The organism is Streptomyces sp. NBC_01210 (assembly GCF_036010325.1).
Lineage (GTDB): Bacteria > Actinomycetota > Actinomycetes > Streptomycetales > Streptomycetaceae > Streptomyces.
This window is the reverse complement of record NZ_CP108549.1, coordinates 5,070,006-5,090,644: the sequence shown is the minus strand read 5'-3', so window position 1 is coordinate 5,090,644 and position 20,639 is coordinate 5,070,006. Positions and strand designations below refer to the sequence as shown.

Annotated in this window: 23 protein-coding genes; 6 read left to right on the top strand and 17 right to left on the bottom strand. The window is 69.8% G+C overall.

Annotated elements, in window-relative coordinates; translation table 11 throughout:
* Nucleotides 1-116 precede the first annotated feature (116 nt).
* The 4 genes from OG735_RS23140 to OG735_RS23125 form a co-directional block, all read right to left on the bottom strand.
* Complete coding sequence (locus OG735_RS23140) at nucleotides 117-1,247, bottom strand: hypothetical protein (protein WP_327325086.1); 1,131 nt, start codon at nucleotides 1,245-1,247, stop codon at nucleotides 117-119.
* Nucleotides 1,244-1,834 carry a SigE family RNA polymerase sigma factor gene (locus tag OG735_RS23135; protein WP_327328423.1) on the bottom strand — a complete coding sequence of 197 codons (591 nt, stop codon included), beginning with the start codon at nucleotides 1,832-1,834 and terminating at the stop codon, nucleotides 1,244-1,246. The genes OG735_RS23140 and OG735_RS23135 overlap by 4 nt, the downstream gene beginning before the upstream one ends.
* A gap of 398 nt (nucleotides 1,835-2,232) precedes the next feature.
* Nucleotides 2,233-3,300, bottom strand: coding sequence for an aspartate-semialdehyde dehydrogenase (locus tag OG735_RS23130; protein WP_327325085.1), 1,068 nt, complete (start codon nucleotides 3,298-3,300; stop codon nucleotides 2,233-2,235).
* Nucleotides 3,297-4,568 carry an aspartate kinase gene (locus OG735_RS23125; protein ID WP_327325084.1) on the bottom strand — a complete coding sequence of 424 codons (1,272 nt, stop codon included), beginning with the start codon at nucleotides 4,566-4,568 and terminating at the stop codon, nucleotides 3,297-3,299. The genes OG735_RS23130 and OG735_RS23125 overlap by 4 nt, the downstream gene beginning before the upstream one ends.
* Nucleotides 4,569-4,849: 281 nt before the next feature.
* Between OG735_RS23125 and OG735_RS23120 the strand changes: the two genes are divergently transcribed.
* Nucleotides 4,850-5,194: a hypothetical protein gene (locus OG735_RS23120; RefSeq protein WP_327325083.1), complete on the top strand. Its 345-nt coding sequence runs from the start codon at nucleotides 4,850-4,852 to the stop codon at nucleotides 5,192-5,194.
* Between the two features lie 78 nt (nucleotides 5,195-5,272).
* On the opposite strand, the gene OG735_RS23115 is transcribed toward OG735_RS23120, so the two are convergent.
* From OG735_RS23115 to OG735_RS23095, 5 genes are all read right to left on the bottom strand, one after another.
* A complete protein-coding gene (locus tag OG735_RS23115) occupies nucleotides 5,273-5,593 on the bottom strand; it encodes a type II toxin-antitoxin system PemK/MazF family toxin (protein ID WP_327325082.1) in 321 nt (106 codons plus the stop codon).
* Nucleotides 5,590-5,802: a type II toxin-antitoxin system CcdA family antitoxin gene (locus tag OG735_RS23110; protein WP_327325081.1), complete on the bottom strand. Its 213-nt coding sequence runs from the start codon at nucleotides 5,800-5,802 to the stop codon at nucleotides 5,590-5,592. The genes OG735_RS23115 and OG735_RS23110 overlap by 4 nt, the downstream gene beginning before the upstream one ends.
* Nucleotides 5,803-6,084: 282 nt before the next feature.
* Nucleotides 6,085-7,014 (bottom strand): hypothetical protein, encoded by a 930-nt coding sequence (locus OG735_RS23105; RefSeq protein ID WP_327325080.1) that lies wholly within the window; start codon nucleotides 7,012-7,014, stop codon nucleotides 6,085-6,087.
* A 274-nt stretch (nucleotides 7,015-7,288) separates the two neighbouring features.
* Nucleotides 7,289-7,489 carry a DUF397 domain-containing protein gene (locus tag OG735_RS23100; RefSeq protein WP_327325079.1) on the bottom strand — a complete coding sequence of 67 codons (201 nt, stop codon included), beginning with the start codon at nucleotides 7,487-7,489 and terminating at the stop codon, nucleotides 7,289-7,291.
* A 233-nt stretch (nucleotides 7,490-7,722) separates the two neighbouring features.
* Nucleotides 7,723-8,169: a hypothetical protein gene (locus OG735_RS23095; RefSeq protein WP_327325078.1), complete on the bottom strand. Its 447-nt coding sequence runs from the start codon at nucleotides 8,167-8,169 to the stop codon at nucleotides 7,723-7,725.
* Here OG735_RS23095 and OG735_RS23090 point away from each other — a divergent pair.
* Complete coding sequence (locus OG735_RS23090; RefSeq protein ID WP_327325077.1) at nucleotides 8,168-8,494, top strand: hypothetical protein; 327 nt, start codon at nucleotides 8,168-8,170, stop codon at nucleotides 8,492-8,494. The genes OG735_RS23095 and OG735_RS23090 overlap by 2 nt on opposite strands.
* Here OG735_RS23090 and OG735_RS23085 read toward each other — a convergent pair.
* Genes OG735_RS23085 through OG735_RS23075 form a run of 3 tightly spaced genes read right to left on the bottom strand, consistent with a single transcriptional unit; the run spans nucleotide 8,487 to nucleotide 10,129 of the window.
* Nucleotides 8,487-9,146: a DUF5063 domain-containing protein gene (locus tag OG735_RS23085; RefSeq protein WP_327325076.1), complete on the bottom strand. Its 660-nt coding sequence runs from the start codon at nucleotides 9,144-9,146 to the stop codon at nucleotides 8,487-8,489. The two genes, OG735_RS23090 and OG735_RS23085, sit on opposite strands and share 8 nt — an antisense overlap.
* Nucleotides 9,139-9,738 carry a recombination mediator RecR gene (recR, locus tag OG735_RS23080; protein WP_327325075.1) on the bottom strand — a complete coding sequence of 200 codons (600 nt, stop codon included), beginning with the start codon at nucleotides 9,736-9,738 and terminating at the stop codon, nucleotides 9,139-9,141. Before recR ends, OG735_RS23085 begins: the two co-directional genes overlap by 8 nt.
* A gap of 55 nt (nucleotides 9,739-9,793) precedes the next feature.
* Nucleotides 9,794-10,129: a YbaB/EbfC family nucleoid-associated protein gene (locus tag OG735_RS23075; RefSeq protein ID WP_327328422.1), complete on the bottom strand. Its 336-nt coding sequence runs from the start codon at nucleotides 10,127-10,129 to the stop codon at nucleotides 9,794-9,796.
* 306 nt (nucleotides 10,130-10,435) lie between these two features.
* Here OG735_RS23075 and OG735_RS23070 point away from each other — a divergent pair, with 306 nt between their 5' ends.
* On the top strand, nucleotides 10,436-11,179 hold the full coding sequence (locus OG735_RS23070; RefSeq protein WP_327325074.1) for an SLATT domain-containing protein: 744 nt from the start codon (nucleotides 10,436-10,438) through the stop codon (nucleotides 11,177-11,179).
* Nucleotides 11,180-11,664: 485 nt separating this feature from the next.
* Here OG735_RS23070 and OG735_RS23065 read toward each other — a convergent pair whose 3' ends face one another.
* The 4 genes from OG735_RS23065 to OG735_RS23050 form a co-directional block, all read right to left on the bottom strand.
* Nucleotides 11,665-12,675, bottom strand: a complete 1,011-nt coding sequence (locus OG735_RS23065; RefSeq protein ID WP_327325073.1) for a class I SAM-dependent methyltransferase — start codon at nucleotides 12,673-12,675, stop codon at nucleotides 11,665-11,667.
* Nucleotides 12,676-12,737: 62 nt separating this feature from the next.
* Nucleotides 12,738-13,388, bottom strand: a complete 651-nt coding sequence (locus OG735_RS23060; RefSeq protein WP_327325072.1) for a hypothetical protein — start codon at nucleotides 13,386-13,388, stop codon at nucleotides 12,738-12,740.
* A gap of 102 nt (nucleotides 13,389-13,490) precedes the next feature.
* Entirely contained in the window at nucleotides 13,491-15,953 is a 2,463-nt protein-coding gene (locus tag OG735_RS23055; RefSeq protein WP_327328421.1) for a dolichyl-phosphate beta-glucosyltransferase, read from the bottom strand.
* Between the two features lie 20 nt (nucleotides 15,954-15,973).
* Nucleotides 15,974-16,654, bottom strand: a complete 681-nt coding sequence (locus OG735_RS23050) for a GntR family transcriptional regulator (protein WP_327325071.1) — start codon at nucleotides 16,652-16,654, stop codon at nucleotides 15,974-15,976.
* Between the two features lie 103 nt (nucleotides 16,655-16,757).
* Between OG735_RS23050 and OG735_RS23045 the strand changes: the two genes are divergently transcribed.
* The 3 genes from OG735_RS23045 (at nucleotide 16,758) to OG735_RS23035 (ending at nucleotide 19,047) form a co-directional block, all read left to right on the top strand.
* Complete coding sequence (locus tag OG735_RS23045; protein ID WP_327325070.1) at nucleotides 16,758-17,216, top strand: hypothetical protein; 459 nt, start codon at nucleotides 16,758-16,760, stop codon at nucleotides 17,214-17,216.
* A 90-nt stretch (nucleotides 17,217-17,306) separates the two neighbouring features.
* Nucleotides 17,307-18,035, top strand: coding sequence for a zinc-binding dehydrogenase (locus tag OG735_RS23040; protein WP_327325069.1), 729 nt, complete (start codon nucleotides 17,307-17,309; stop codon nucleotides 18,033-18,035).
* A gap of 34 nt (nucleotides 18,036-18,069) precedes the next feature.
* Nucleotides 18,070-19,047 (top strand): hypothetical protein, encoded by a 978-nt coding sequence (locus OG735_RS23035; protein ID WP_327325068.1) that lies wholly within the window; start codon nucleotides 18,070-18,072, stop codon nucleotides 19,045-19,047.
* 130 nt (nucleotides 19,048-19,177) lie between these two features.
* Here the strand turns inward: OG735_RS23035 and OG735_RS23030 are convergent, their stop codons facing one another.
* On the bottom strand, nucleotides 19,178-20,533 hold the full coding sequence (locus OG735_RS23030) for an aspartate aminotransferase family protein (protein ID WP_327325067.1): 1,356 nt from the start codon (nucleotides 20,531-20,533) through the stop codon (nucleotides 19,178-19,180).
* Nucleotides 20,534-20,639 lie beyond the last annotated feature (106 nt).

Sequence of the window (20,639 nt, the reverse complement as noted above, 5' to 3'; positions counted from 1 at the left end):
ATAACAGCCCCTCCGGCGTTTGAGGAGCGGGGCTTGGGGCGGAGCCCCAACAGGAGCCTCGCCGGCGATTGGGGCGCGGGGTCCGGGGCGGAGCCCCGGTTGCGCGAGGGTCGCTGCTACTGCGCGTTCAGGACACCCGTGCGGTAGATCGTGCCCGCGCATGCGTTGGAGATCGTCGTCTCCGCGCTCGGCGCGCCCGGCTCCGGGATGTGGGTCACCGCGACGCTGCCGTCCGAGGCCCCGCCGTCCTCGGTGACGAGCTGGGGCTGGGTGTTCTCCGACGTCGTGCCCGTGCCGCTGCTGCTCGCGCCCGAGGAGCCCGTCGAGGGCGTGGGGTCGGGCGAGGCGCCGGAGGTCGGGCAGCTGTCCTTCGGCACCCAGGCGAACTTCACTTCGTACGCCGTGTCCGGCTTCAGCAGCAGTGCTCCGGCCTCCTGCGAGGGGTCGGGCAGTCCGCTCGCCGGGTCTCCCGTCGTGTGCCCGACCACCGTGATCTTGGCGGGGTCTGCGGCACCCATCGCCTGGAAGCCGACGGTGCCGGCGCCGCTGACCGCACAGTCGGTCTTGGAGACGTTGGCAATGTGGAAGGTGCCGTACACCTTGCCATCGGCGTCGGGCTTGGCCGCCTGCGTCGCACTGACGCCGAGCTGGCTCGCGTCACAGGGCGGCGAGGTCGCGGCCACGGTGCCCGACGGGTTGGCGCTACCGCCGACCATGCCGTTCGAGGTGCCGTTGCCGGGCTTCGCCCCCGGCGTCCGGCTGGCACCGCCTTCGTTCTGCTCGGTGCCCTGGCCGCCGGCGGAAGGATTGTCCGTTCCGTTCTCGCCGCCCCCGTCACCCGGCTCGGACCCGGTGCCGCCCTGCGCCTGTTCGCCGTGTCCGGCGTTGACGGAGCGGGCGCCGTCGCTGTCGCTCGAGTTCGCCACATGGACGAAGGCGGGGACGGCAGTGCCGATCAGCAGCGCCGCGGCCGCCATGCCGACGAGCGCCTGCCTCTTGCGGGCGCGCCGCGCGGGAACCGCCCTTCGCAGATGGTCGAGGGCGCCGTCGGAGGGCTCGAGGTCCTGTACCGCGCCCTGCAGCATCCGGCGCAGGGCCATTTCGTCCCCGCCAAAACCCTCAGCGGGTCCTTGACCGAGGCCGCCCTGCTCATTTTCCGGCCCGTTGTTCACAATTCCGTTTCCAGTCCGGTCGTCAAACGGCCCGTCCGGCCCGTACTGCTCAAACCTGTGCTTGTGCCCGCTCATGCCGTGGCCTCCATGGCGACGCGCAGCGCCGCGATACCCCGCGAGCCGTACGCCTTCACCGAGCCGAGCGATATGCCCAGCGTTTCGCCGACCTGAGCCTCGGTCATATCGCCGAAGTATCGCAGCACCAGTACTTCGCGCTGGCGCCGTTGCAGTTTGCGCATCGCCTTGATCAGCGCGTCCCGCTCCAGCTGGTCGTAGGCCCCCTCCTCGGCGCTCGCCATGTCCGGCATCGGCTTGGAGAGCAGCTTCAGACCGAGGATCCGGCGGCGCAGCGCGGAGCGGGAGAGATTGACCACGGTCTGGCGCAGATACGCCAGAGTCTTCTCCGGGTCCCGCACCCTGTTGCGCGCCGAGTGGACGCGTATGAAGGCCTCCTGGACGACGTCCTCGCAGGAGGCCGTGTCGTCCAGCAGGAGGGCCGCGAGACCGAGCAGCGACCGGTAGTGGGCGCGGTAGGTCTCGGTGAGGTGATCGACAGTGGTGCCCGCAGCCATGGTGTCTTCAGCCATGGTTCCTTCAGCGCCCTCGCGCTGGGAAGGTATGCGGTTGGTGCGGGGTGCGGGCATGGGAGCAATCACCGGCATGCCGCCGGACGGGCGGCGTCTGCGGAACGGACGCACTGCAGCGCCGCGGACCGGGACCACCCTGGTGATGTCGAGAACCTCTGCCACGCCTGTTGGACACGCTTCCCCCCGTCAGGGTTGTACGCGTACGCCACCGTTTTTGACGGTGATCCAAATGCGCTCATGCGTACCCGCTCTTCCCCAATGCCCCATTTTTTGCGGCACCGTGAAGGGGCAACCGCAAAGACGCTTCCCGCCCAACTGCCGGTTGCAGAAAGGGGGGAAGCGAATCGTCGAACATCCTTGCACCCCAGTTCAAGTGGTACAGACCTTCGACTTGCTCACAGGATGTACACAGATCTTACAAAGGCCTCCGGTTCCACCGCCCCCCATGAGGAAGAGTCGGAACCGGAGTCGGATCAGGCTCCGAGCCGCGGCCCGATTTCGGCGGCGACCGCCTCCGCGATCTGCGCGGAGTTCAGCGCCGCCCCCTTACGGAGGTTGTCGCCGCAGACGAACAGTTCCAGCGCACAGACGTCGTCCGGCGCCCGCCGCACCCGACCCACCCAGGTCGGATCCGTTCCCACCACATCCGCCGGCGTGGGAAAGTCGCCCGCCGCCGGATCGTCGTAGAGCACCACACCGGGCGAGGTCGCCAGGATCTCGTGCGCCCGCTCCACCGTGACCTCGCTCTCGAAGCGCGCGTGCACCGCGAGGGAGTGCGTGGTGATGACCGGTACGCGTACGAACGTCGCCGCCACCCGCAGCCCCGGCAGACCCAGGATCTTGCGCGTTTCGGCCCGCAGCCCCAGCTCCTCCGAGGACCAGCCGCCGTCCTCGAGCGCGCCGGACCAGGGCACCACATTGAGCGCGAGCGGCGCCGCGAAGGGGCCGAGGTCGTCGCCCACAGCACGGCGTACGTCTCCGGGGCCGACGCCCAGCTCCGTACCGGCGACCATCGACAGCTGCGAGCGCAGCGCACCGACAGCGTCCCGTCCCGCGCCGCTGACGGCCTGGTACGAGGAGACGACCAGTTCACGCAGCCCGAACTCCGCGTGCAGCGCGCCCACCGCAGGAAGCATGGCGAGCGTGGTGTCGTGCGGGCTCGCGACAATGCCGCGCGGCCGGACCCGTACGGCATGCGGATTGACCTCGGGGACCACCAGCGGCACATCCGGGTCCATCCGGAAGGCGGCCGAATTGTCCACGACCACCGCGCCCTGGGCAGCGGCGACGGGCGCCCACCGCTCGGACACTTCGGCCGGCACGAGGAAGAGCGCGACGTCGACGCCGTCGAGGGCTTCTTCGCTCAGCGCGACGACCTCGGTCTCCTCGCCGCGCACGGCCAGCTTGCGGCCGGCCGAGCGCGGCGAGGCGAGGAGTCGTATATCGCCCCAGATGTCGGCGTGCTGCGACAGGATCTGGAGCATCACCACGCCGACGGCTCCGGTCGCTCCAAGGACCGCGAGCGTCGGCTTACGGGTCATCGCCCGGTGCCTCCGTAGACGACCGCCTCGTCGGAGTCGCTGTCGAGACCGAAGGCGGTGTGCACGGCGCGCACGGCCTCGTTGACGTCGTCGGCGCGGGTGACCACCGAGATACGGATCTCCGAGGTGGAGATCAGCTCAATGTTCACGCCCGCGTCGGACAGCGCCTCGAAGAAGGAGGCGGTGACGCCGGGGTTGGTCTTCATTCCGGCGCCGACGAGCGAGATCTTGCCGATCTGGTCGTCGTAACGCAGCGATTCGAAGCCGATCCCGGCCTTCGCCTTCTCCAGGGCGTCGATGGCCTTGCGGCCCTCGGTCTTGGGGAGGGTGAAGGAGATGTCGGTCAGCGCGGTGGCGGCCGCCGAGACGTTCTGTACGACCATGTCGATGTTGATCTCGGCGTCCGCGATCGTGCGGAAGATGGCCGCGGCCTCGCCCGGCTTGTCCGGCACTCCGACGACCGTGATCTTGGCCTCGGAGACGTCGTGGGCGACTCCGGAGATGATGGCGTGCTCCACCTGCTGGTCCCCTTGCGGCTCGTTGCTGACCCAGGTGCCGCGCAGCCCGGAGAAGGACGAGCGGACGTGGATCGGGATGTTGTATCGGCGTGCGTACTCGACGCAGCGGTGCAGCAGCACCTTGGAGCCGGAGGCGGCGAGCTCCAGCATGTCCTCGAAGGCGATCCAGTCGATCTTCCGCGCCTTCTTGACGACCCGCGGGTCGGCGGTGAAGACGCCGTCGACGTCGGTGTAGATCTCGCAGACCTCCGCGTCCAGCGCGGCGGCGAGGGCGACGGCGGTGGTGTCGGAGCCGCCCCGGCCGAGGGTGGTGATGTCCTTCTTGTCCTGGGACACACCCTGGAAGCCGGCGACGATGGCGATATTGCCCTCGTCGAGCGCCGTACGGATCCGGCCCGGCGTCACATCGATGATGCGCGCTTTGTTGTGGACCGAGTCGGTGATGACGCCTGCCTGGCTGCCGGTGAACGACTGGGCCTCGTGGCCCAGATTTTTGATCGCCATGGCCAGCAGGGCCATGGAGATCCGCTCTCCTGCGGTCAGCAGCATGTCGAATTCGCGCCCGGCAGGGATCGGGGATACCTGCTCGGCGAGATCGATCAGCTCGTCCGTCGTGTCGCCCATCGCGGATACCACGACGACCACCTGGTGGCCGTTCTTCTTGGCATCGACGATTCGCTTGGCGACGCGCTTGATGCCTTCGGCATCGGCAACGGAGGAACCTCCGTACTTCTGCACGACAAGGCCCACGTGCGCTCCTCGCTCGGTTCATTACTGCAGTCGTTGCTGCAGTCACTGCGGTCGGCTCAGTCTAACGAGCGGCCGCTCTCCGCCCCGCTGATGTCACATCGTGAGATGTCCCGCTCACTCAGTGATCATGGGAAGGAGATCACGGCCGCTCGGACGACTCCTGCCCGGGGTCAGGCGCAGTACGCGGAGTGTGGGGCGGGTCACATGCCGCGATGCGGTTCCCGGCCACAGGACCGCGGAAGCCGGCGAAGTCCTCACCGAATTTCGGTGCCCTGTTCCCCTTGCAGCCGCTGCTCGCCATCTACGGCGCTCAGGCCGAGGCCACTGTCTTCACCAATCCCAACGCCGCCCTGATCCAGGCGGGCCAGTTTGGTGAAGTGCTCGCCGCGGAGCTCGTTAGCCGTACCGCGCTGCGCGTCGAGGGCACCCGCCGCTCCCACCGGGGCCGGCGTCCTCGGCCCCGACATCCGCGACAATTTCGACCGCATCAGGCGGGACCGCAACCAGGCGGCCCACAGCTCGAGGACCTTCAGGCCGCACTGGACGAGTTCGCGGCGATCGCGGAGGCACTGGGTGGCGAGGTCAAGCCGGACACGGACGCGGAGGAGGCCGCTGCGGAGTCCTGAGGCCCCGGATCGGCCCTGCGTGTCCACACCGACCGCCTCTGGCCTGCGAAGAAGACCGGGACCCTGCAACGAGGGGAGTTAGTCGGTCAGGTCGAGAACGACGCGCAGGGCAGCAGATACCCGCCCCATTGCAACGTCATCCACCGAGCCGAGGAATGCGCCGGAGCTGATGCGCTTGTCGGTCAGGGCCACCAGGTCAACCGCTACGGCCGCACCCGTGATCGGTTCGGTCACCGGCACTGTAATGACCGTGTCGGGTGCGCCGCCGGTCTGGTCAATCATCATGCAGACGACCGTTCCGGGCAACGCGCGGATGGCTGCGTCCGACTCGACGATCAGCACCGTACGCGTCTTGGTGGCGAGCTGGACCTCCCAGACCTGGCCGCGTTCGAGGATCAAGCGACATCCTCCCCGAAGACATCTGCGAGATCGTCCAGGTCGGCAGCGGCGCCCCCACGCCATGCGGTAATCGCCTCTCCCGCTTCGGAGAGTGCCTGGGCGCGCACGGCGCGTTCGACGTAGGCGGAGAGATTGCCTCCGGATGCGGCCTTGGCGGTAGCCAGCAGATCGGCGGGGAGTGTCACAGTCACCCGTTCTTTTGTCGTCACACTCTGAATCATATGCAGCGTATGACAGTCCGTGTGTGGTTCCGGCACCTTGGCCACGGCCGCCTGCCTGTGGCGCGCGAGCGCGGACTTGTGATTCACCGGTCCTCCTCAGACGGCCGGGCGCCGAACCCGTCGCCGCGGGGTGCCAAGATCTCGTCGACCCAGGCATGGACTGCCGCACACACCGCCCTTCGATCCGCCTGCGCATACGCTTCCAGGCGTACCAAGAGGTCAGCGTCAAGCTTCAGGGACAGGAAGGCGCCGTCATCCGTCCCGCTCATCTCAGCCCCGGCCTCGTGGCGGGAGGCCGGCCGCGATGCGGGCCTCGTCCGCACGGAGGTGGTGGTTCACGACGTACTCGATCGGGGCCGCGCGGAAGGTGTCGGGCACGTAGCCGACGGGGGGCCAGGTGGCGTCGCACTCGGGCTCCCGGTCCAGCTCTTTACGGCAGGCGGCGCAGAGGCCGTTCGTGAGCTTCGTCGTCGTCTCGTCGGCATCGCAGCCGGCGCAGATCATCACGATCTTGTTGACCCTGGCCCGGCCGGTGCCGGCCGTGGACTTGGGTGGCATCTTGTTCTCCAGTCGGGTACGGGCGATGGCAGCGGGGCTGTGTACAGGTGACGGCAAGCCCGCGGTCAACGCCTGGGTGAGGTGGTTGTGGGTGGCCCCACGCGCCAGCCACTCGCAGGCCAGCGGTTCGAGCGCGGCGCAGTCGGCGGCGGACAGGGTCATACGGGGTTCGGTGCGGCCGAGCCGGGCCAGTACGCCGTAGGCCTCCGACGGGGAGGGCAGGGGGGCGGGTGCCGGTTCGTCTGCGTCGTCTACGCGGGCCAGGCCCGCCCGACCCAGCACCGTGACGTCGACCCCGTGCACGCGGCGGACAAACTCCGCCCACCACACATCCGATCTGCGGATACGGGACCAATACGTCCGCGTCACCCAGCGCATTGTGGAGTCCCCCAGCGTCAGGTGCTCCTTGACCAGCCGCAGGTGTCCCGCGTCCGTGAGCTCCTTGAGGGCGCTGCGGCAGGCCTGTTGGCCGTAGACGGGGTGCGTGGCGGCGAGCGTCTTGTAGCCCATCGCGGAACCCTCGGGCAGGCGGTCGATGAGCGACGCGAGCTCTGCCGCCCTCGGGGGCAGATGTGCGAAGTCCGCTTCTACGCGCGGGAATTCGTCAGCCGCGAGGCGCTTTCCGTACCCCGGATTGGCCATGGGGTGGGCGGACACAGGCGGAGCAGGACTAAGGTGTGAGGAAGCCACGATCGAGTCGCAATCGATTCGTCGGTGAGGCCCCGACCTGGTGTTGTCAGCACCGGCCGGGGCCGTTTCTTTGCCGTGAACGTAAAACGCCTTCACTCACCGACGCAAGCTGATCACACAATGTCACCTGTGTGGGTGACGCCGACCCAACTCGCCTACAGCGGAGGGTGGGTGGGTTCTACTTCAACCCACCCATTCCTTCAAAAGGGGGCTCGGGGCCCGTGGCTCAAGCTCCGGGCCGACCTGCGACGTTGGCGACGAAAGCGGCCCAGACGAGGGCGGGGAGGGCCAGTTCGGGACTCGCGGCGAGTTTCGAGTCCCGGACGTGGATGGTGTGGGAGTAGGTGGCGGCCTCGACGCAGGCGCCACCCTCGCCGTCGCTGTACTGGACCTGAACCACTTCAGCTGAGGCGGCCGCGCGGATCAATGCCTGGCACCACGGCCGTACCAAGTGGAACGACAAGACGCTCGCGAAGCACTACCAGGCGATCATCAACCGGCGGAACAAGATCGCTCACGCCTCCGATCTGGAGGACGGAGACTGGGCAAGCGCCATCCGATCACCGAGGCCGAGACGAGTGACGCCATCGACTGGATCGAGCGGGTGGCGCTGGCCTTCGCGACCGTCCTCGGCTGACGCGCACCCGCTCCGCCCCGCGCTCAGCGCGCGGTGATCATCAGCGACGTACGTGCGGGGACGGCCTGCTCGTCGCTCGCGTTCTCCGGGGCCGCAGTGTCGATCAGGCGGATCATCAGCGGCGTGGAGCCCGCCGGGCCGCGCTCCCCGGCCCGGATGCGGTAGTGCTCGGTCCGGCGCGTGTCCTTGGCCAGCGGGGTGCCGCCGCTGAACAGCGAGTGCGGCCGCACGTCATTGGCGACCCGCAGCTCGACCGGGCGCCAGGCGCCCGTCGCCGGGTCGCGGCGCTCCAGGACGAAGCCGTTCTGGGGCGGGGTGGAACCCTCGTCGGCCACCATCATCTCCATCTGGAAGACGACACTCAGAGCGGTGTAGGCACGGGTGTTGCCGTTGGACACAGTGACAGTGAATTCGCGGGCGGCGCCGCCGCGCACCACGACCACGCGGCCGCCCGAGGTCGAGGCGTACATGGTCAGGACGGTCGGCCTGGCCGGGCGGAAGGAGGGCGCGGCGGAAGTACGGGAGGGAGCCGCAGACGGCGTCGGGGACGACGCCGACGCCGACGGCGAACCAGGGGCTGACGGAGAGACCGTAGGCGAAGGGGCCGCGGAGTGCGTCGTACTCGGCTCGGACGCCGTCTGCACCGTGTCCGGGGAGCACGATGCCATCAGCAGACCGGCCGCCACCGCCGCGAGCCCCGCCCCTGTACGTCTTCTCACCGCGTACGCTCCCCAGCCCTATTCCGACAGTGGCCGGAAAGTAGCAGAGACCGGTCAGCGGAGACCGCTCAGGTGACCGTGCGCATGCCCAGCGGGCCCGCGAGCTCCTCCGCCATGACCTTGCCGGCCTCCTCGGCCAGCACCTCCTCGGCCAGGTCCTCGTCCGTGTCCAGGCCGTCCAGCTCATCCAGCGGCTGGTCGAGGCGGACATGGGCGACCAGCGACTGCAGGGCGCGCAGCGTCGCGGATGCGGTCGGGCCCCAGTTGGAGAAGTACGAGAACTGCCACCACCACAGCGCCTCGCTGACGCGGCCCGCCTTGTAGTGGGCCAGGCCGTGGCGCAGGTCGGTGACGATGTCCGCGAGGTTGTCGGAGATCCGGCAGGCGACCGGGGCCTTGCGCGGCTCGTACGGGTCGAAGACCTCGGAGAAGATGTCCACCGGGTCCAGCAGCACCGCGAAACGCTCGCGCAGGTCGTCGACGTCCATGTCCGGGCCGGTGTCCGGTTCGTACCGCTCGTCCGGGACGATGTCCTCGTGCGCACCCAGCCGGCCGCCCGTCAGCAGCAGTTGCGAGACCTCCAGCAGCATGAACGGCACCGCGCTGTCGGGCTCGTCGCCCTTCGCGACTTCCGTGGTCGCGACGATGAAGGATTCGATCGAGTCGGCGATCTGGACCGCGAAAGAGTCCGGGTCCTGGCTAGTGGCGTGCAGCATGACGTCAGACATCGAGTAGTCGTCTCCCCTCGAAGGCACGCCCGAGCGTGACCTCGTCGGCGTATTCCAAGTCTCCCCCCACAGGGAGACCGCTGGCCAGCCTCGTGACCCTCAGTCCCATCGGCTTGACCATGCGTGCCAGGTAGGTGGCGGTGGCCTCGCCCTCCAGGTTGGGGTCCGTGGCCAGGATCAGCTCGGTGATCGTTCCGTCGGCGAGACGGGCGAGCAGCTCGCGGATCCGCAGGTCGTCGGGGCCCACGCCCTCGATGGGGCTGATGGCCCCGCCGAGCACGTGGTAGCGGCCCCGGAACTCGCGCGTCCGCTCGATCGCGACGACATCCTTCGGCTCCTCCACGACACAGATGACCGACTGGTCGCGGCGCGGGTCCCGGCAGATGTTGCACTGCTCCTGCTGCGCGACATTGCCGCACACCGCGCAGAAGCGGACCTTGTCCTTCACCTCGAGGAGTGCGTGCGCGAGGCGGCGGACATCGGTCGGCTCGGCCTGCAGGATGTGGAAGGCGATCCGCTGCGCGCTCTTGGGACCGACGCCGGGCAGCCTGCCCAGTTCGTCGATGAGGTCCTGAACCACGCCTTCGTACAACGGAACGCCTCTCCTGGAATGCTTTGACGCTTACGGTAGTTGGTGGGCCGCGCCCTTAGAAGGGCAGGCCCGGCATGCCGCCCAGACCCTGGGCGAGCGGGCCGAGCTTCTGCTGCTGCAGCTGCTGCGCGTTCTCGTTCGCGGCCTGGACGGCGGCGACGACGAGGTCCGCGAGGGTCTCGGTGTCCTCGGGGTCGACAGCCTTGGGGTCGATGACGAGGTTGCGGAGCTCGCCGGAGCCGGTGACGGTGGCCTTCACCAGGCCGCCGCCCGCCTGACCCTCGACCTCGGTCTGCGCCAGCTCTTCCTGGGCCTTTGCGAGATCCTGCTGCATCTTCTGGGCCTGCTGGAGGAGCTGCTGCATATTCGGCTGGCCACCACCGGGAATCACGGTCACTCCTGGCATTTCGACGACGATTGTTCGGTACGCCGAGCCTACGTGGTCACCGGGCGGCCTGCCCCACCCTGCGATGACCAACTCTTTCGAGTGATTTTCGAGCGAGTGGGGTGGAGCGCCCTTACGGATCAAGACCCCCTTGCGGGCGGAAATACCGGGCTTTTCGGAGCACAGCCCACCATTCGGCGGTAGGAAGGTCATGCACATCAGGATGCACGCGCGCACCATTACGTCACGCAGTGTTACGTCAGTCGTCGCGTCTGTTGTCGCGTCCGTTGTCGGTCGTAGAGGAGTGCAAGGGTGAGCCAGCCGGAGATGCAGCCCGGGGGGCCGGCCCGGGAGGAGCGCGGCGAGGCGCCGCGCGGTGATCTGACTGGAATGCCGTTTCCGCTCGGCGACTGGGGTGAGCCGGCGGAACGCCTCGACGAGCTCTACAGATGGGTCGAGGCGGCGGGGCTGCGTACGGCGGAGTGGTACCTGGCGGAGCGCGTGTGGAAACGGCGCACGGCGCGTGTGCTGCGGATCGGTACGGCTCTGGGCGTGATCGGCGGGGCGGCGCTCGTCCTCCTCGACCTGACGGCCGCGCTGGCCGACGTCGCAGGCTGGGGGTATCTGTCGCTGCTGCTGGGGGCGGCGTGCCTGGCCTGCGACCGGCATTTCGGGCTGACCTCGGGCTGGATAAGGAATGTCGCGACGGCACAGGCGGTGCAGCGCAGGCTTCAGGCGCTGCAGTTCGACTGGGCGTCGGAGTCCGTACGAGAGGTGCTGGGCCCTACGGAGGGCACCGCCAGCGAGGCGGCGGAGCGGTGCCTCGGGGTGCTGCGCAGGTTCTCGGAGGACATCACGGAGCTGGTGCGGTCGGAGACGGCGAACTGGATGGTGGAGTTCCGCCCGGGCGTCCCGGCGCCGCCGGCGATGCAGTCGATGAGCCTGGGCGCGGGACGGCCGGACACGGGGCCGACGCCGGGACCTGGGCGGGTGCCGTTGCCGCCGGGTACGCGGCCGAACATGCCGCGGCAGCGGCCGCCGGAGACGCCGCGGTGAGGTGGGGCGGGGTGCGGGGGCCCTGCGGGTGGGGGGCGCCTTGTGGTGGGGGGCGCCTTGTGGTGCGGGGCCCTGCGGGTGCGGGGCCCTGCGGGTGCGGGGCCCTGCGGGTGCGGGCGTTGTCCTCAATCGCCGGACGGGCTGAAGTGCAGCCGCGCCACAGCGGTGCGGGCCATGTCCCCACACGCCGGACCGGCTGTGAAGTGCAGCCCGGCCCCAGCGGTGCAGGCCATGTCCCCAAAACGGCGGACCGGCCGAAATACAGCCGCGCCCCAGCCGTGCAGGCCATGCCCTCACACGCCGGACCGGCTGTGAAGTGCAGCCGCGCCCCAGCGGTGCAGGCCATGTCCCCACACGCCGGACCGGCTGTGAGTGCAGCCGCGCCCCAACCGTGCAGGCCATGTCCCCACACGCCGGACCGGCTGTGAGTGCAGCCGCGCCCCAACCGTGCAGGCCATGTCCTCACACGCCGGACGGGCTGATTTTCACTTCCGTCGGCCCGCGATCGCTCGGGTCAGGATCGGTGGGAGCAGGTCCCTGACCAGGCGCCGGGTGCGGGAGCGGGGTGGGCGCGACGGCGTGGTTGGCGCGGGCACGCGCGGCTCGGGGGTCGGCGCGGGCGTCGAATCCGGCTCCGGCTCATGGCGGGACCGCGGCTGCACCGGCACCTGCGCCTTCGTGCCCTTGATCCGGATCAGCGGGCGGCCCGCCACCTCCTCCACCCCGTGCCAGAGGTCCTCGCGCGTCTCCAGCCACGCCAGCAACGCCTCCCGCACCGGCGCGGGGTCGCCCCATGTGCCGTACAGCTTTGTGCCCGTGATGCAGATCGGCTTCAGGCCCGTCGTGGGCACGGCGCCCCACACCGCCGCCGAGACGCCCGGACAGTGCTCGGCACGGAAGTCGTCGAAGGCCACGATGCCCTCGGGCTGCAGCAGCTCCCGCGCCGCCTCGATGTCGCCGTGGACATGCTCGTACAGATGCGAGGCGTCGACGTGCACGAAGCGGCAGCTGCCCGGGCCGACCCGGGAGGTGATCACCGAGGTCGGGGCCTGCACCAGCGTCGGCAGCGCGTCGTGGAACGACAGGTAGTTCGCCTCGAAGGCGCGACGCGTGAGCGTCGAGTACGACCGGCCCATCTCCGCGCTGTTGGGATCGTCCGGCGCCGGGGAGTCCCAGAGGTCGCAGACCGTGAACTCCTCCCCGTCCCGCAGATACCCGCCCACGAAGATCGCGCTCTTGCCCAGATACGCGCCGAGCTCGAGCAGATCTCCGCGGCCGTCCGGATCCGTGTCCCGCTGATGGGTCAGGAACCAGTCGAAGAGCAGTTGGTCGGCGGGCCAGAACCAGCCCTTGACGTCCGCGAAACGTGTCGGCCTGGGAAGTTCTTCCACAGTCTCCTTCGCGGTCTGGTCCGCGGTCTGGTCCGCGGTCTCGTCCACGTGCTCCCCCGCGGTCGCCACCGCGGGGGACTGTGCCGGAGTACTCGTCTGTGACATGCCCCGGTCCTACCGGGCCGAGATGTCCCGGAGCTTAAGGCCGCGCATTCAACGGATGTGCGTCAGCTGAAAATGATCATTGAGCCCTGGCCGAGGCTCCGCGTCGCCGCCGCATGCAGCCCCAGCCACACATGCCGCTCCCGCGCGAACGGGCTCTCGTCGTACGGAATCGGGCCCGCCGGCTCCTCCAGCGAGGTGGGACGTTCCGGCGGCTGCGGCGCGTCCGGCGGGTTCGCCGGGTCGATGCCGATCGACGGCGCGACATACTCCAGTTCCCGCAGCAGACCCTGCGTGGATCCCAACGGGCCGCCGCCCGCCAGCAGTTCGTCGTTGGACAGCGGCGAGCCGAAGTCCACGGGGACGTACGCGCCGGCGTGGTCGTAGTGCCAGACCAGATGCGACTGCTGGGCCGTCGACTCGAACATCTCCAGCAACTGCTCGTAGTCACCGCCCAGTTCGTCCACCGGCGTCACCGCGAGACCGCACAGCTGCAGCAGATAAGCGCGGCGCAGAAAGTGCAACGCGTCGTAGTCGAAGCCCGCGACCGGCGCCACATCACCCGACAGTCCCGGCATATAGGCGAAGACGGGGACCGTGGGCAGGCCGGCATCGGTGAGGGCCTTGTCGTAGGACGCGATCTCTTCGGCGAAGGGATTGTCGGGGCTGTGACACAGCACATCGACGAGGGGCACCAGCCACAGGTCACAGGCCAAGGGAAGGCTCGCTCTCCAACGGGATCGGGCACGGCATAGGGCGCGGTCGTGCGATGGTCGGGACAGCGTAATGCCACGGATACATTCGGCGAAGGGTGCCGCTCAACTGCCCGTCCGAACGGAATTCTTCGGGTCCTGCACATCCCATACCCACACTCCGCCCACCCGCTTCCCCGGCTGCCCGAGGAGTTTCTCCACGGTCGCATACAGCGCCCCGTCGTTGTACTGCGGCTCCAGCACCACCACGCCCGCCTTCCACGCCGCGAGATCGGCGCGCGCCTGCGCCTGCCAGTTGGGGCCGAGCACCGGGACGCGCCCGCTGTTGCGGACATCGTTGAGGAGGTTGGAGGTGTGGCGGGGCGTCGCGCCGTAGATACCGATACGGTCCGGCCCCCACGGCCCGTTGAAGTAGCCGCCGGCGACCGAGAAGCCGAGCCCGGTGGCCGACTGCCAGTGCAGCGCCTCCGCGCTGCCGGGAAACGGGAGCGGCACGGTGACCACCGATTCGCCCTCGGAGACGTACGCGCGGTACATCCCCTCCGTGATGAACGCCGGGACCTCGGACCGCTCCCGCACCGGATAAGGCGTCGGCAGCACCGGCAGCAGGGCCGCCGCCACCGCCGCGAGACCCACCACCTGGTGCACGAGCTCCCGTGTGGTCAGCAGCCGGTCCACGGCCAGCGCGATCAGCACGCCGAGCACCGGCGCGCAGATCATCGCGACCCGCGACTCGATGACCGACTCGAAGAGCGGCTGATGCGCCAGCGCCCGCCACGGGCCCGTCAGCACGGTGTCCGTGTACGGGATACGGAACTTGGGTCCGAGCGACAGAAACGCCGCGGCGAGGCCGGTGAACGCCAGCGCCTTGACCGCCGCGTGCCGCCACAGCCGCACCACGATCGCCGCCGCCAGCGCAACCAGCGGCCAGCCGAAGAAGGCGTTCTGCTCGGTGCGGTTCATCGCGAGCGGGTCCGCGCCCGCGTCGGAGCCCAGCAGCGAACGGCCCGCGAACTCCAGGAAGGCGAGCGGGCTGTTGCCCGCGTTGTCCCCGTGCAGCACGCTCTTGTAGCTCTGCGGGCCGAAGAACTGCCAGCCCAGCGGGAAGGCGATCAGCGGCAGACAGACCACGGCCGCGACACCGAGCCCGCGCAGCAGCGGCCGCAGGGCCGCCCGTGCCACATCGCGGCGCAGGAGCGCGTACGAGAGCGCGAAGAGCAGCATGCCGATCGACGCGAGCAGCAGCGGCTCCTCGCCGAGGAAGATCTGGTACGTCGCGAACAGCCCGAGCAGGACCCCGTCGCGTACGACATTGCGGCCCTCGCACAGCCGCAGCGCCCGGTCGATGATCAGCGGGATCATGAAGAGCACAAGGAAGTTGGGGTGCGCGTTGCCGTGCGAGATCATCGGCGGCGCGAAGGCCGCGAAGCCTCCGCCGACAGCGGCCGCCCACCGGTTCTTCACCAGCCGCCGGGCGATCAGCCAGTACCAGGCGGTGGCGGTCGCGGCGAGCCCGAGCGTGAGCACCAGCGCCCAGGTGACCGTCGGCCCGAGGAGCAGGGTCACCGGCGTGAGCGGGACGGAGAACCCGAGCATGACGGTGTTCGCCATCAGATTCACACCGTCGGGATAGCCCTGCAGGGTCGTGAACAGCGGATTCCGCAGATGCGCGACATTGTCGGCGGTGACCGCGAAGAACCACTCCCACTGGTTCTGGTCCTGCCCGGCGTCGGCGAGGTAGCCGCGATCGAGGTCGGTCCACAGCCCCTTGTAGAGCAGTACGGAGGCGAGGAGGAAGAGCCCGGTGACGGCGAGGTCCACCCGCCGTACGGCACGCGCGCGCAGCCGCAGCAGCTCCAGCAGCACCTTTCCGTAGTCCAGCGGTCTGACCTTGGAGCCCGCCTGGTGCGACCAGCGCACGGGGACCTCCGTGACCCGCCAGCCCTGGCGCCGGAAGAACCGCAGAATCTCGACGTCGATGCCCCATCCGTCGAGCCGCGAATCGGCGAAGGCCGCACGCGCCTTGTCTCCGTCGAAGAGCTTGAAGCCGCACTGGGTGTCGTGGATGCCGGAGACGGCGACGGCACGTATGAGCCGGTTGCCCATCCGGCCGAGCCATTCACGCATCCGCCGCTGGTGCACCTCGATACGGGAGTCGGGGTGTGCGCGCGAGCCGATCGCCGCCGCGCTGTCCTCGGCCGCGAGCTGCTTGTCGAGCCGGTCCAGCTCCTCGATGGGCGTCGCGAGGTCCGCGTCGGTGATCAGGACGCGCCGGCCGTACGAGGCGAGCACCCCGAGGCGCAGGGCGCTGCCCTTGCCGCGGTTGCCGTCACTGGAGACCAGGTGGATGCGCTGCTCCTCGGCAGCGGCCTCCTGGGCGATCTTCGCGGTGGCGTCGCACGAGCCGTCGTCGACGACGATCAGCTCCCAGTTGCCCCAGCGGCCGGGTTCCGCGCGCAGATGCGCGCAGATCGCGTCCAGGGTGGGCCGCAGCCGGCCCTCCTCGTTGTACGCCGGAACGACGACGCTCAGGTCCACGCCGTCACCGGCGCTCGCCTCCGCGCTCATGCCCACGCCCCCGTCCGAGCTCACCGCTCCAGCCGATCCGCCCACGCGAGCGCATGGTCGTTGTACGCGCCGATGACCGCGCGCGCGGAGTCGGCGTCACCGGTGGTGACGGCGTTCACCAGGTCCTCGTGCCCGTTCCACAGCCAGTCCCGCACCTGCGCGTCGCCCCGCAGATACGGGACGGCGAACACCCAGGCCTGGACCCGCAGCCGGTGCAGGAAGTCGGAGATGTAGCGGTTGGCGACGATCGAGCTGAGCTCGCGCCAGAAACGCAGGTCGTATCCGATGAGGATGTCCAGGTCCCCGACGCGCGCCGCGCGGGCGGCCTCCTCGGCCCGGCGGCGTACGGACACCAGCGACTGGCCGTGCACTCCGCCCGAGCCGCGCACGGCGACATGGCGGAAGATGCCGTCCACGATCAGCGAACGCGCCTCGACCATGCCGCGGTAGTCGTCGACCGAGAACTGGTGCACTTTGAAGCCCCGGTGCTGGTCGGAGTCGAGCAGGCCCTGGGCGGAGAGGTCGACGAGGGCTTCCCTGACGGGGGTCGCGGAGACGCCGTACTGCTCGGCGATCTGCTTGACGGTGAATTCCTGTCCGGGCTGCAAACGCCCCGCAAGCACCTCGTCACGCAGCGCGTCCGCGATCTGTTGCCGCAGGGTGTTGCGGGTGACAGCGGTACTGCTGCTGGTACCGCGCATCGTGGCCTTCTCCTTCACCAGGGGTCCCGGACACGATAGGCCAGGGGTGCTGCACCGGGGGCGGGGCGTACGGTCCTGAGGGTGCCGGGAAGGGGAGGTATGCGTGGCTGACGTCTTCGAGGCGGCCACCGGCGACGGGCTGCTGTTCGCCCTGACCGAGCGGGAAAGGACAGCTGAGGTACGGGTCGCCTTCGAGGGCCTGCTGCAGATCCGCCGCGTGACGAACACCGCACCGGCGGCCTGGGAGCTCAACCAGATGGTGCGCGCGGTCGCCCTGGCGCTGGAGGCGGCGGGCGTCCCGGCCTCCGCGGTCGACGCCTCGGGCGCGCGGACGGCGACGGGCTACCGCGTGCGCGCCTCCGAGCGCCCGCGCATGGTCTGCGTGGACTGGCTGGGCCCGCCGGGCAGCGGGGCGCCCCAGGAGGAGGAGAGCAGGCTGACCGAGTGCGCGGCGACCTTGGGCCGTCTGGGCTGGGAGGCGCTGCTGTACCGGGGGCCGCGGCGCCGCCGGTTCCTGGAGGTGGAGCCGGCGGGGCCGCATCTCAGCCCCGCCGGCGTTTGAGGCGCGGGGTCCGGGGCGGAGCCCCGCCCCGAGGCCGGACGGGCCGGGCTGGGCGTCATCATGTACCGGCCCGGCGACGAGGTGGTCGGCATGCCGTTGCTGCCCCAACCGGCGGGCGCACACGCGGAGTTCACGACGACGTACGCTCCGGCCACCGGGCCCTCGTCCACGCGGCGACGGTCGGTGTCTTGCCACCTCGCCGTACGGATCGCCAAGGCCCGTGGCGCGTACGTCATCGGCACGGCGAGCGCGCCCAAGCACAACTTCGTACGCAGCCTGGGCGCGGACGAGGTCATCGACTGCCTGCAGACCGACTTCGCTACGGCCGCGCGGGACATGGACGTCGTGCTGGACACCATCGGCGGCGAGTACGGGCCGCGTTCGCTCGCGACGCTGCGGCCCGGGGGCATCCTGGTCTCCATCGCCTCACCGGCGGAGGCGTATCTGGCCGAGGAGGCTGAACAGCGGGGCCTGCGCGCCGCGTTCACCATCGTCGAGCCGGACAACGCCGGCCCGAAGGAGATCGCGGCGCTGATCGAGGCGCGCCGTCTGCGGGTGCACGTCGAGACTGTGTGCTGCCGATGGAGGAAGCGGGGGAAGGCCCACGAGCTCGGCGATCCGCGCGTGTATGCGCGCGCCAGTAGGCCACGTTTCGCCGGTACCGATGTGACGCGCCGGTACGTAGCCCCATCGGACCGACTGCGCTCGGCCGATGTGTTGATCACCGAGCGCGCCTCCCGCTCCGGTTGCGGAGGCGACCGAATCATGCCGGTAGGAGGGCCGCAGGTGCTTCGACTGGGTCCACCGAGCTTCGAGTGATCGGTTCGAACACATAGAGAAAGTGGGACGCTTCATGAGCCCCAAGAGCAGGCGCGGGTCCGGCCTCGGCCCGTTTCCCCAGCGGACCAAGCTGCTCACCGGCGGCGCCATGGCATCGCTGGCCCTCGTGATGGTGGGCCTCACCAACCCGGCGATGGCGACGGCGTCGAGCCCCCGGGCGAACCTGGCACCCGTGTCCGCGAACGACAGGTGCGAAAGGATCACCTACGACACCGACTCCGGCTTCGTGGTGGAGCGCGGCGGCGGAGACAAGTGCAAGGGCAAGAACGGCGCCACCGGACCGACCGGCCCCGCAGGCGAGGACGGCGCAACCGGACCGACCGGACCGACCGGATCAGACGGAGCTGACGGAGCGACGGGCCCGACCGGCCCCGCAGGCGAGGACGGCGCAACCGGACCGACCGGACCGACCGGAGCTGACGGAGCAGACGGAGCGACGGGCCCGACCGGCCCCACAGGCGAGGACGGCACCACCGGACCGACCGGACCGACCGGAGCTGACGGAGCAGACGGAGCGACGGGCCCGACCGGCCCCACAGGCGAGGACGGCACCACCGGACCGACCGGACCGACCGGAGCTGACGGAGCGACAGGGTCGACAGGAGCGACAGGGCCGGAAGGTCCGACAAATACGGCGTCGTGCTCAGAAGTGGATGCCGTGACGACTCCGACCTACCAGTTCATCGCCCAACTCACCCCCGATAAGCAGATCTTCGTAGGCCAGCGGCCCGCGAGCGGCGGTACGTACGTCTTCGGCCCCGAGCTCCCTGATGTCCCGGCGAACGCCTGTGGCATCGCCGTCCACGCGGGGCCCGCCGACGAGGATTCCGTCACTCCAGACTTCTACGTCACGATCGCACAGGTCGACAGCGACATCCTCCAGGAAGCCGAGTGCAACGCGGCGGTCATCGCAGGCAATCCTCCCACCTGCGGCGCGTTCGGCTCCCCGTTCGCGATGGCCTCTGTGAACAGAGCCAAGGGCCTGAAGTAGTCCCACACTCTGAAACCGCTTGGCTTCATGATGTGTGCCGTGTCCGGTCCCCCGGACACGGCACACGTGCGTCAGCGCCGCCGCCTCCGCGCTTCCCTCACCCAGGCATGGGCGCAGCACCCCTTGGGGGCTACGCCGTGTGCTCGTCGGCCACCGCGAGCGCCGCGTCCAGCGCGGCCAGACCCTCCTTGGCCTCCGCCTCCGTCACGTTGCACGCCGGGACCACGTGCGTCCGGTTCATGTTGACGAACGGCCACAGGCCGTTCTTCTTGCACGCGGCGGCGAAGGCGGCCATCGGCGCGTTCGCCTCGCCCGCGGCGTTGTACGGCACCAGCGGCTCGCGCGTGTCCCTGTCCTTGACCAGGTCCAGCGCCCAGAACACGCCCGTACCGCGCACCTCGCCCACGCTCGGGTGGCGCTCGGCGAGCTCCCGGAGCCCGGGGCCGAGGACCGTCTCGCCGATGTGGGCCGCGTGCTCGACGACCTTCTCCTCGGCCATCACCTGGATCGTGGCGACCGCGGCGGCGCAGGCCAGCGGGTGGCCGGAGTAGGTGAGCCCACCGGGATACGGACGGGTCTCGAAGGTCTCCGCGATCGCGCCGGAGATCGCGACGCCGCCGAGCGGTACGTACCCGGAGTTGACGCCCTTCGCGAAGGTCAGCAGGTCGGGTACGACGTCGAAGTGGTCGGCGGCGAACCACTCACCGGTGCGGCCGAAGCCCGCCATGACCTCGTCGAGGACGAAGACGATGCCGTACCGGTCGCAGATCTCGCGCACACCCGCGAGGTAACCGGGCGGCGGGGTCATGATCCCGGCGGTCCCGGGGATCGTCTCCAGGATGATCGCGGCGATCGTCGCCGGACCCTCGAACGCGATCGTGTCCTGAAGGTGCTGGAGCGCGCGGGCGCACTCCTGCTCCTCGGTCTCCGAGTAGAACGGCGACCGGTAGAGGAACGGCCCCCAGAAGTGCACGACACCCGACGTGCCGTTGTCCGAGGCCCAGCGGCGCGGGTCACCGGTGACGTTGACCGCGGTCGCGGTGCCGCCGTGGTACGAGCGGTAGGCGCTCAGGACCTTCGGGCGGCCCGTGTGCAGCCGGGCCATCCGGATGGCGTTCTCGATGGCCTCGGCGCCGCCGTTGGTGAAGAAGATCTTGTCGAGGTCGCCGGGGGTCCGCTCGGCGATGAGGCGTGCGGCCTCGGAGCGGGCCTCGACGGCGAAGGCGGGAGCGAAGGTGGCGAGCTTGCCGGCCTGCTCCTGGATCGCGGCGACGACCTTGGGGTGCTGGTAGCCGATGTTGGTGAAGACGAGGCCGCTGGTGAAGTCGAGGTAGCGGTTTCCGTCGTAGTCCCAGAAGTACGAGCCCTCGGCACCGGCGACGGCGAGCGGGTCGATCAGGCCCTGGGCGGACCAGGAGTGGAACACATGCGCACGGTCTGCGGCCTTCACGGCCGCGCCGGCCTGGGGGTCGGGATGAGGGGTCATGCGGGCAAGGGTAGAGACGCGCGGGTGGGGGCGGACATGGCCACGGTGTATGGCCTGGGGCGGGTTCCTGGGCAGTGTGTCGGGTCCGGGACGACTGGGGGGGGTG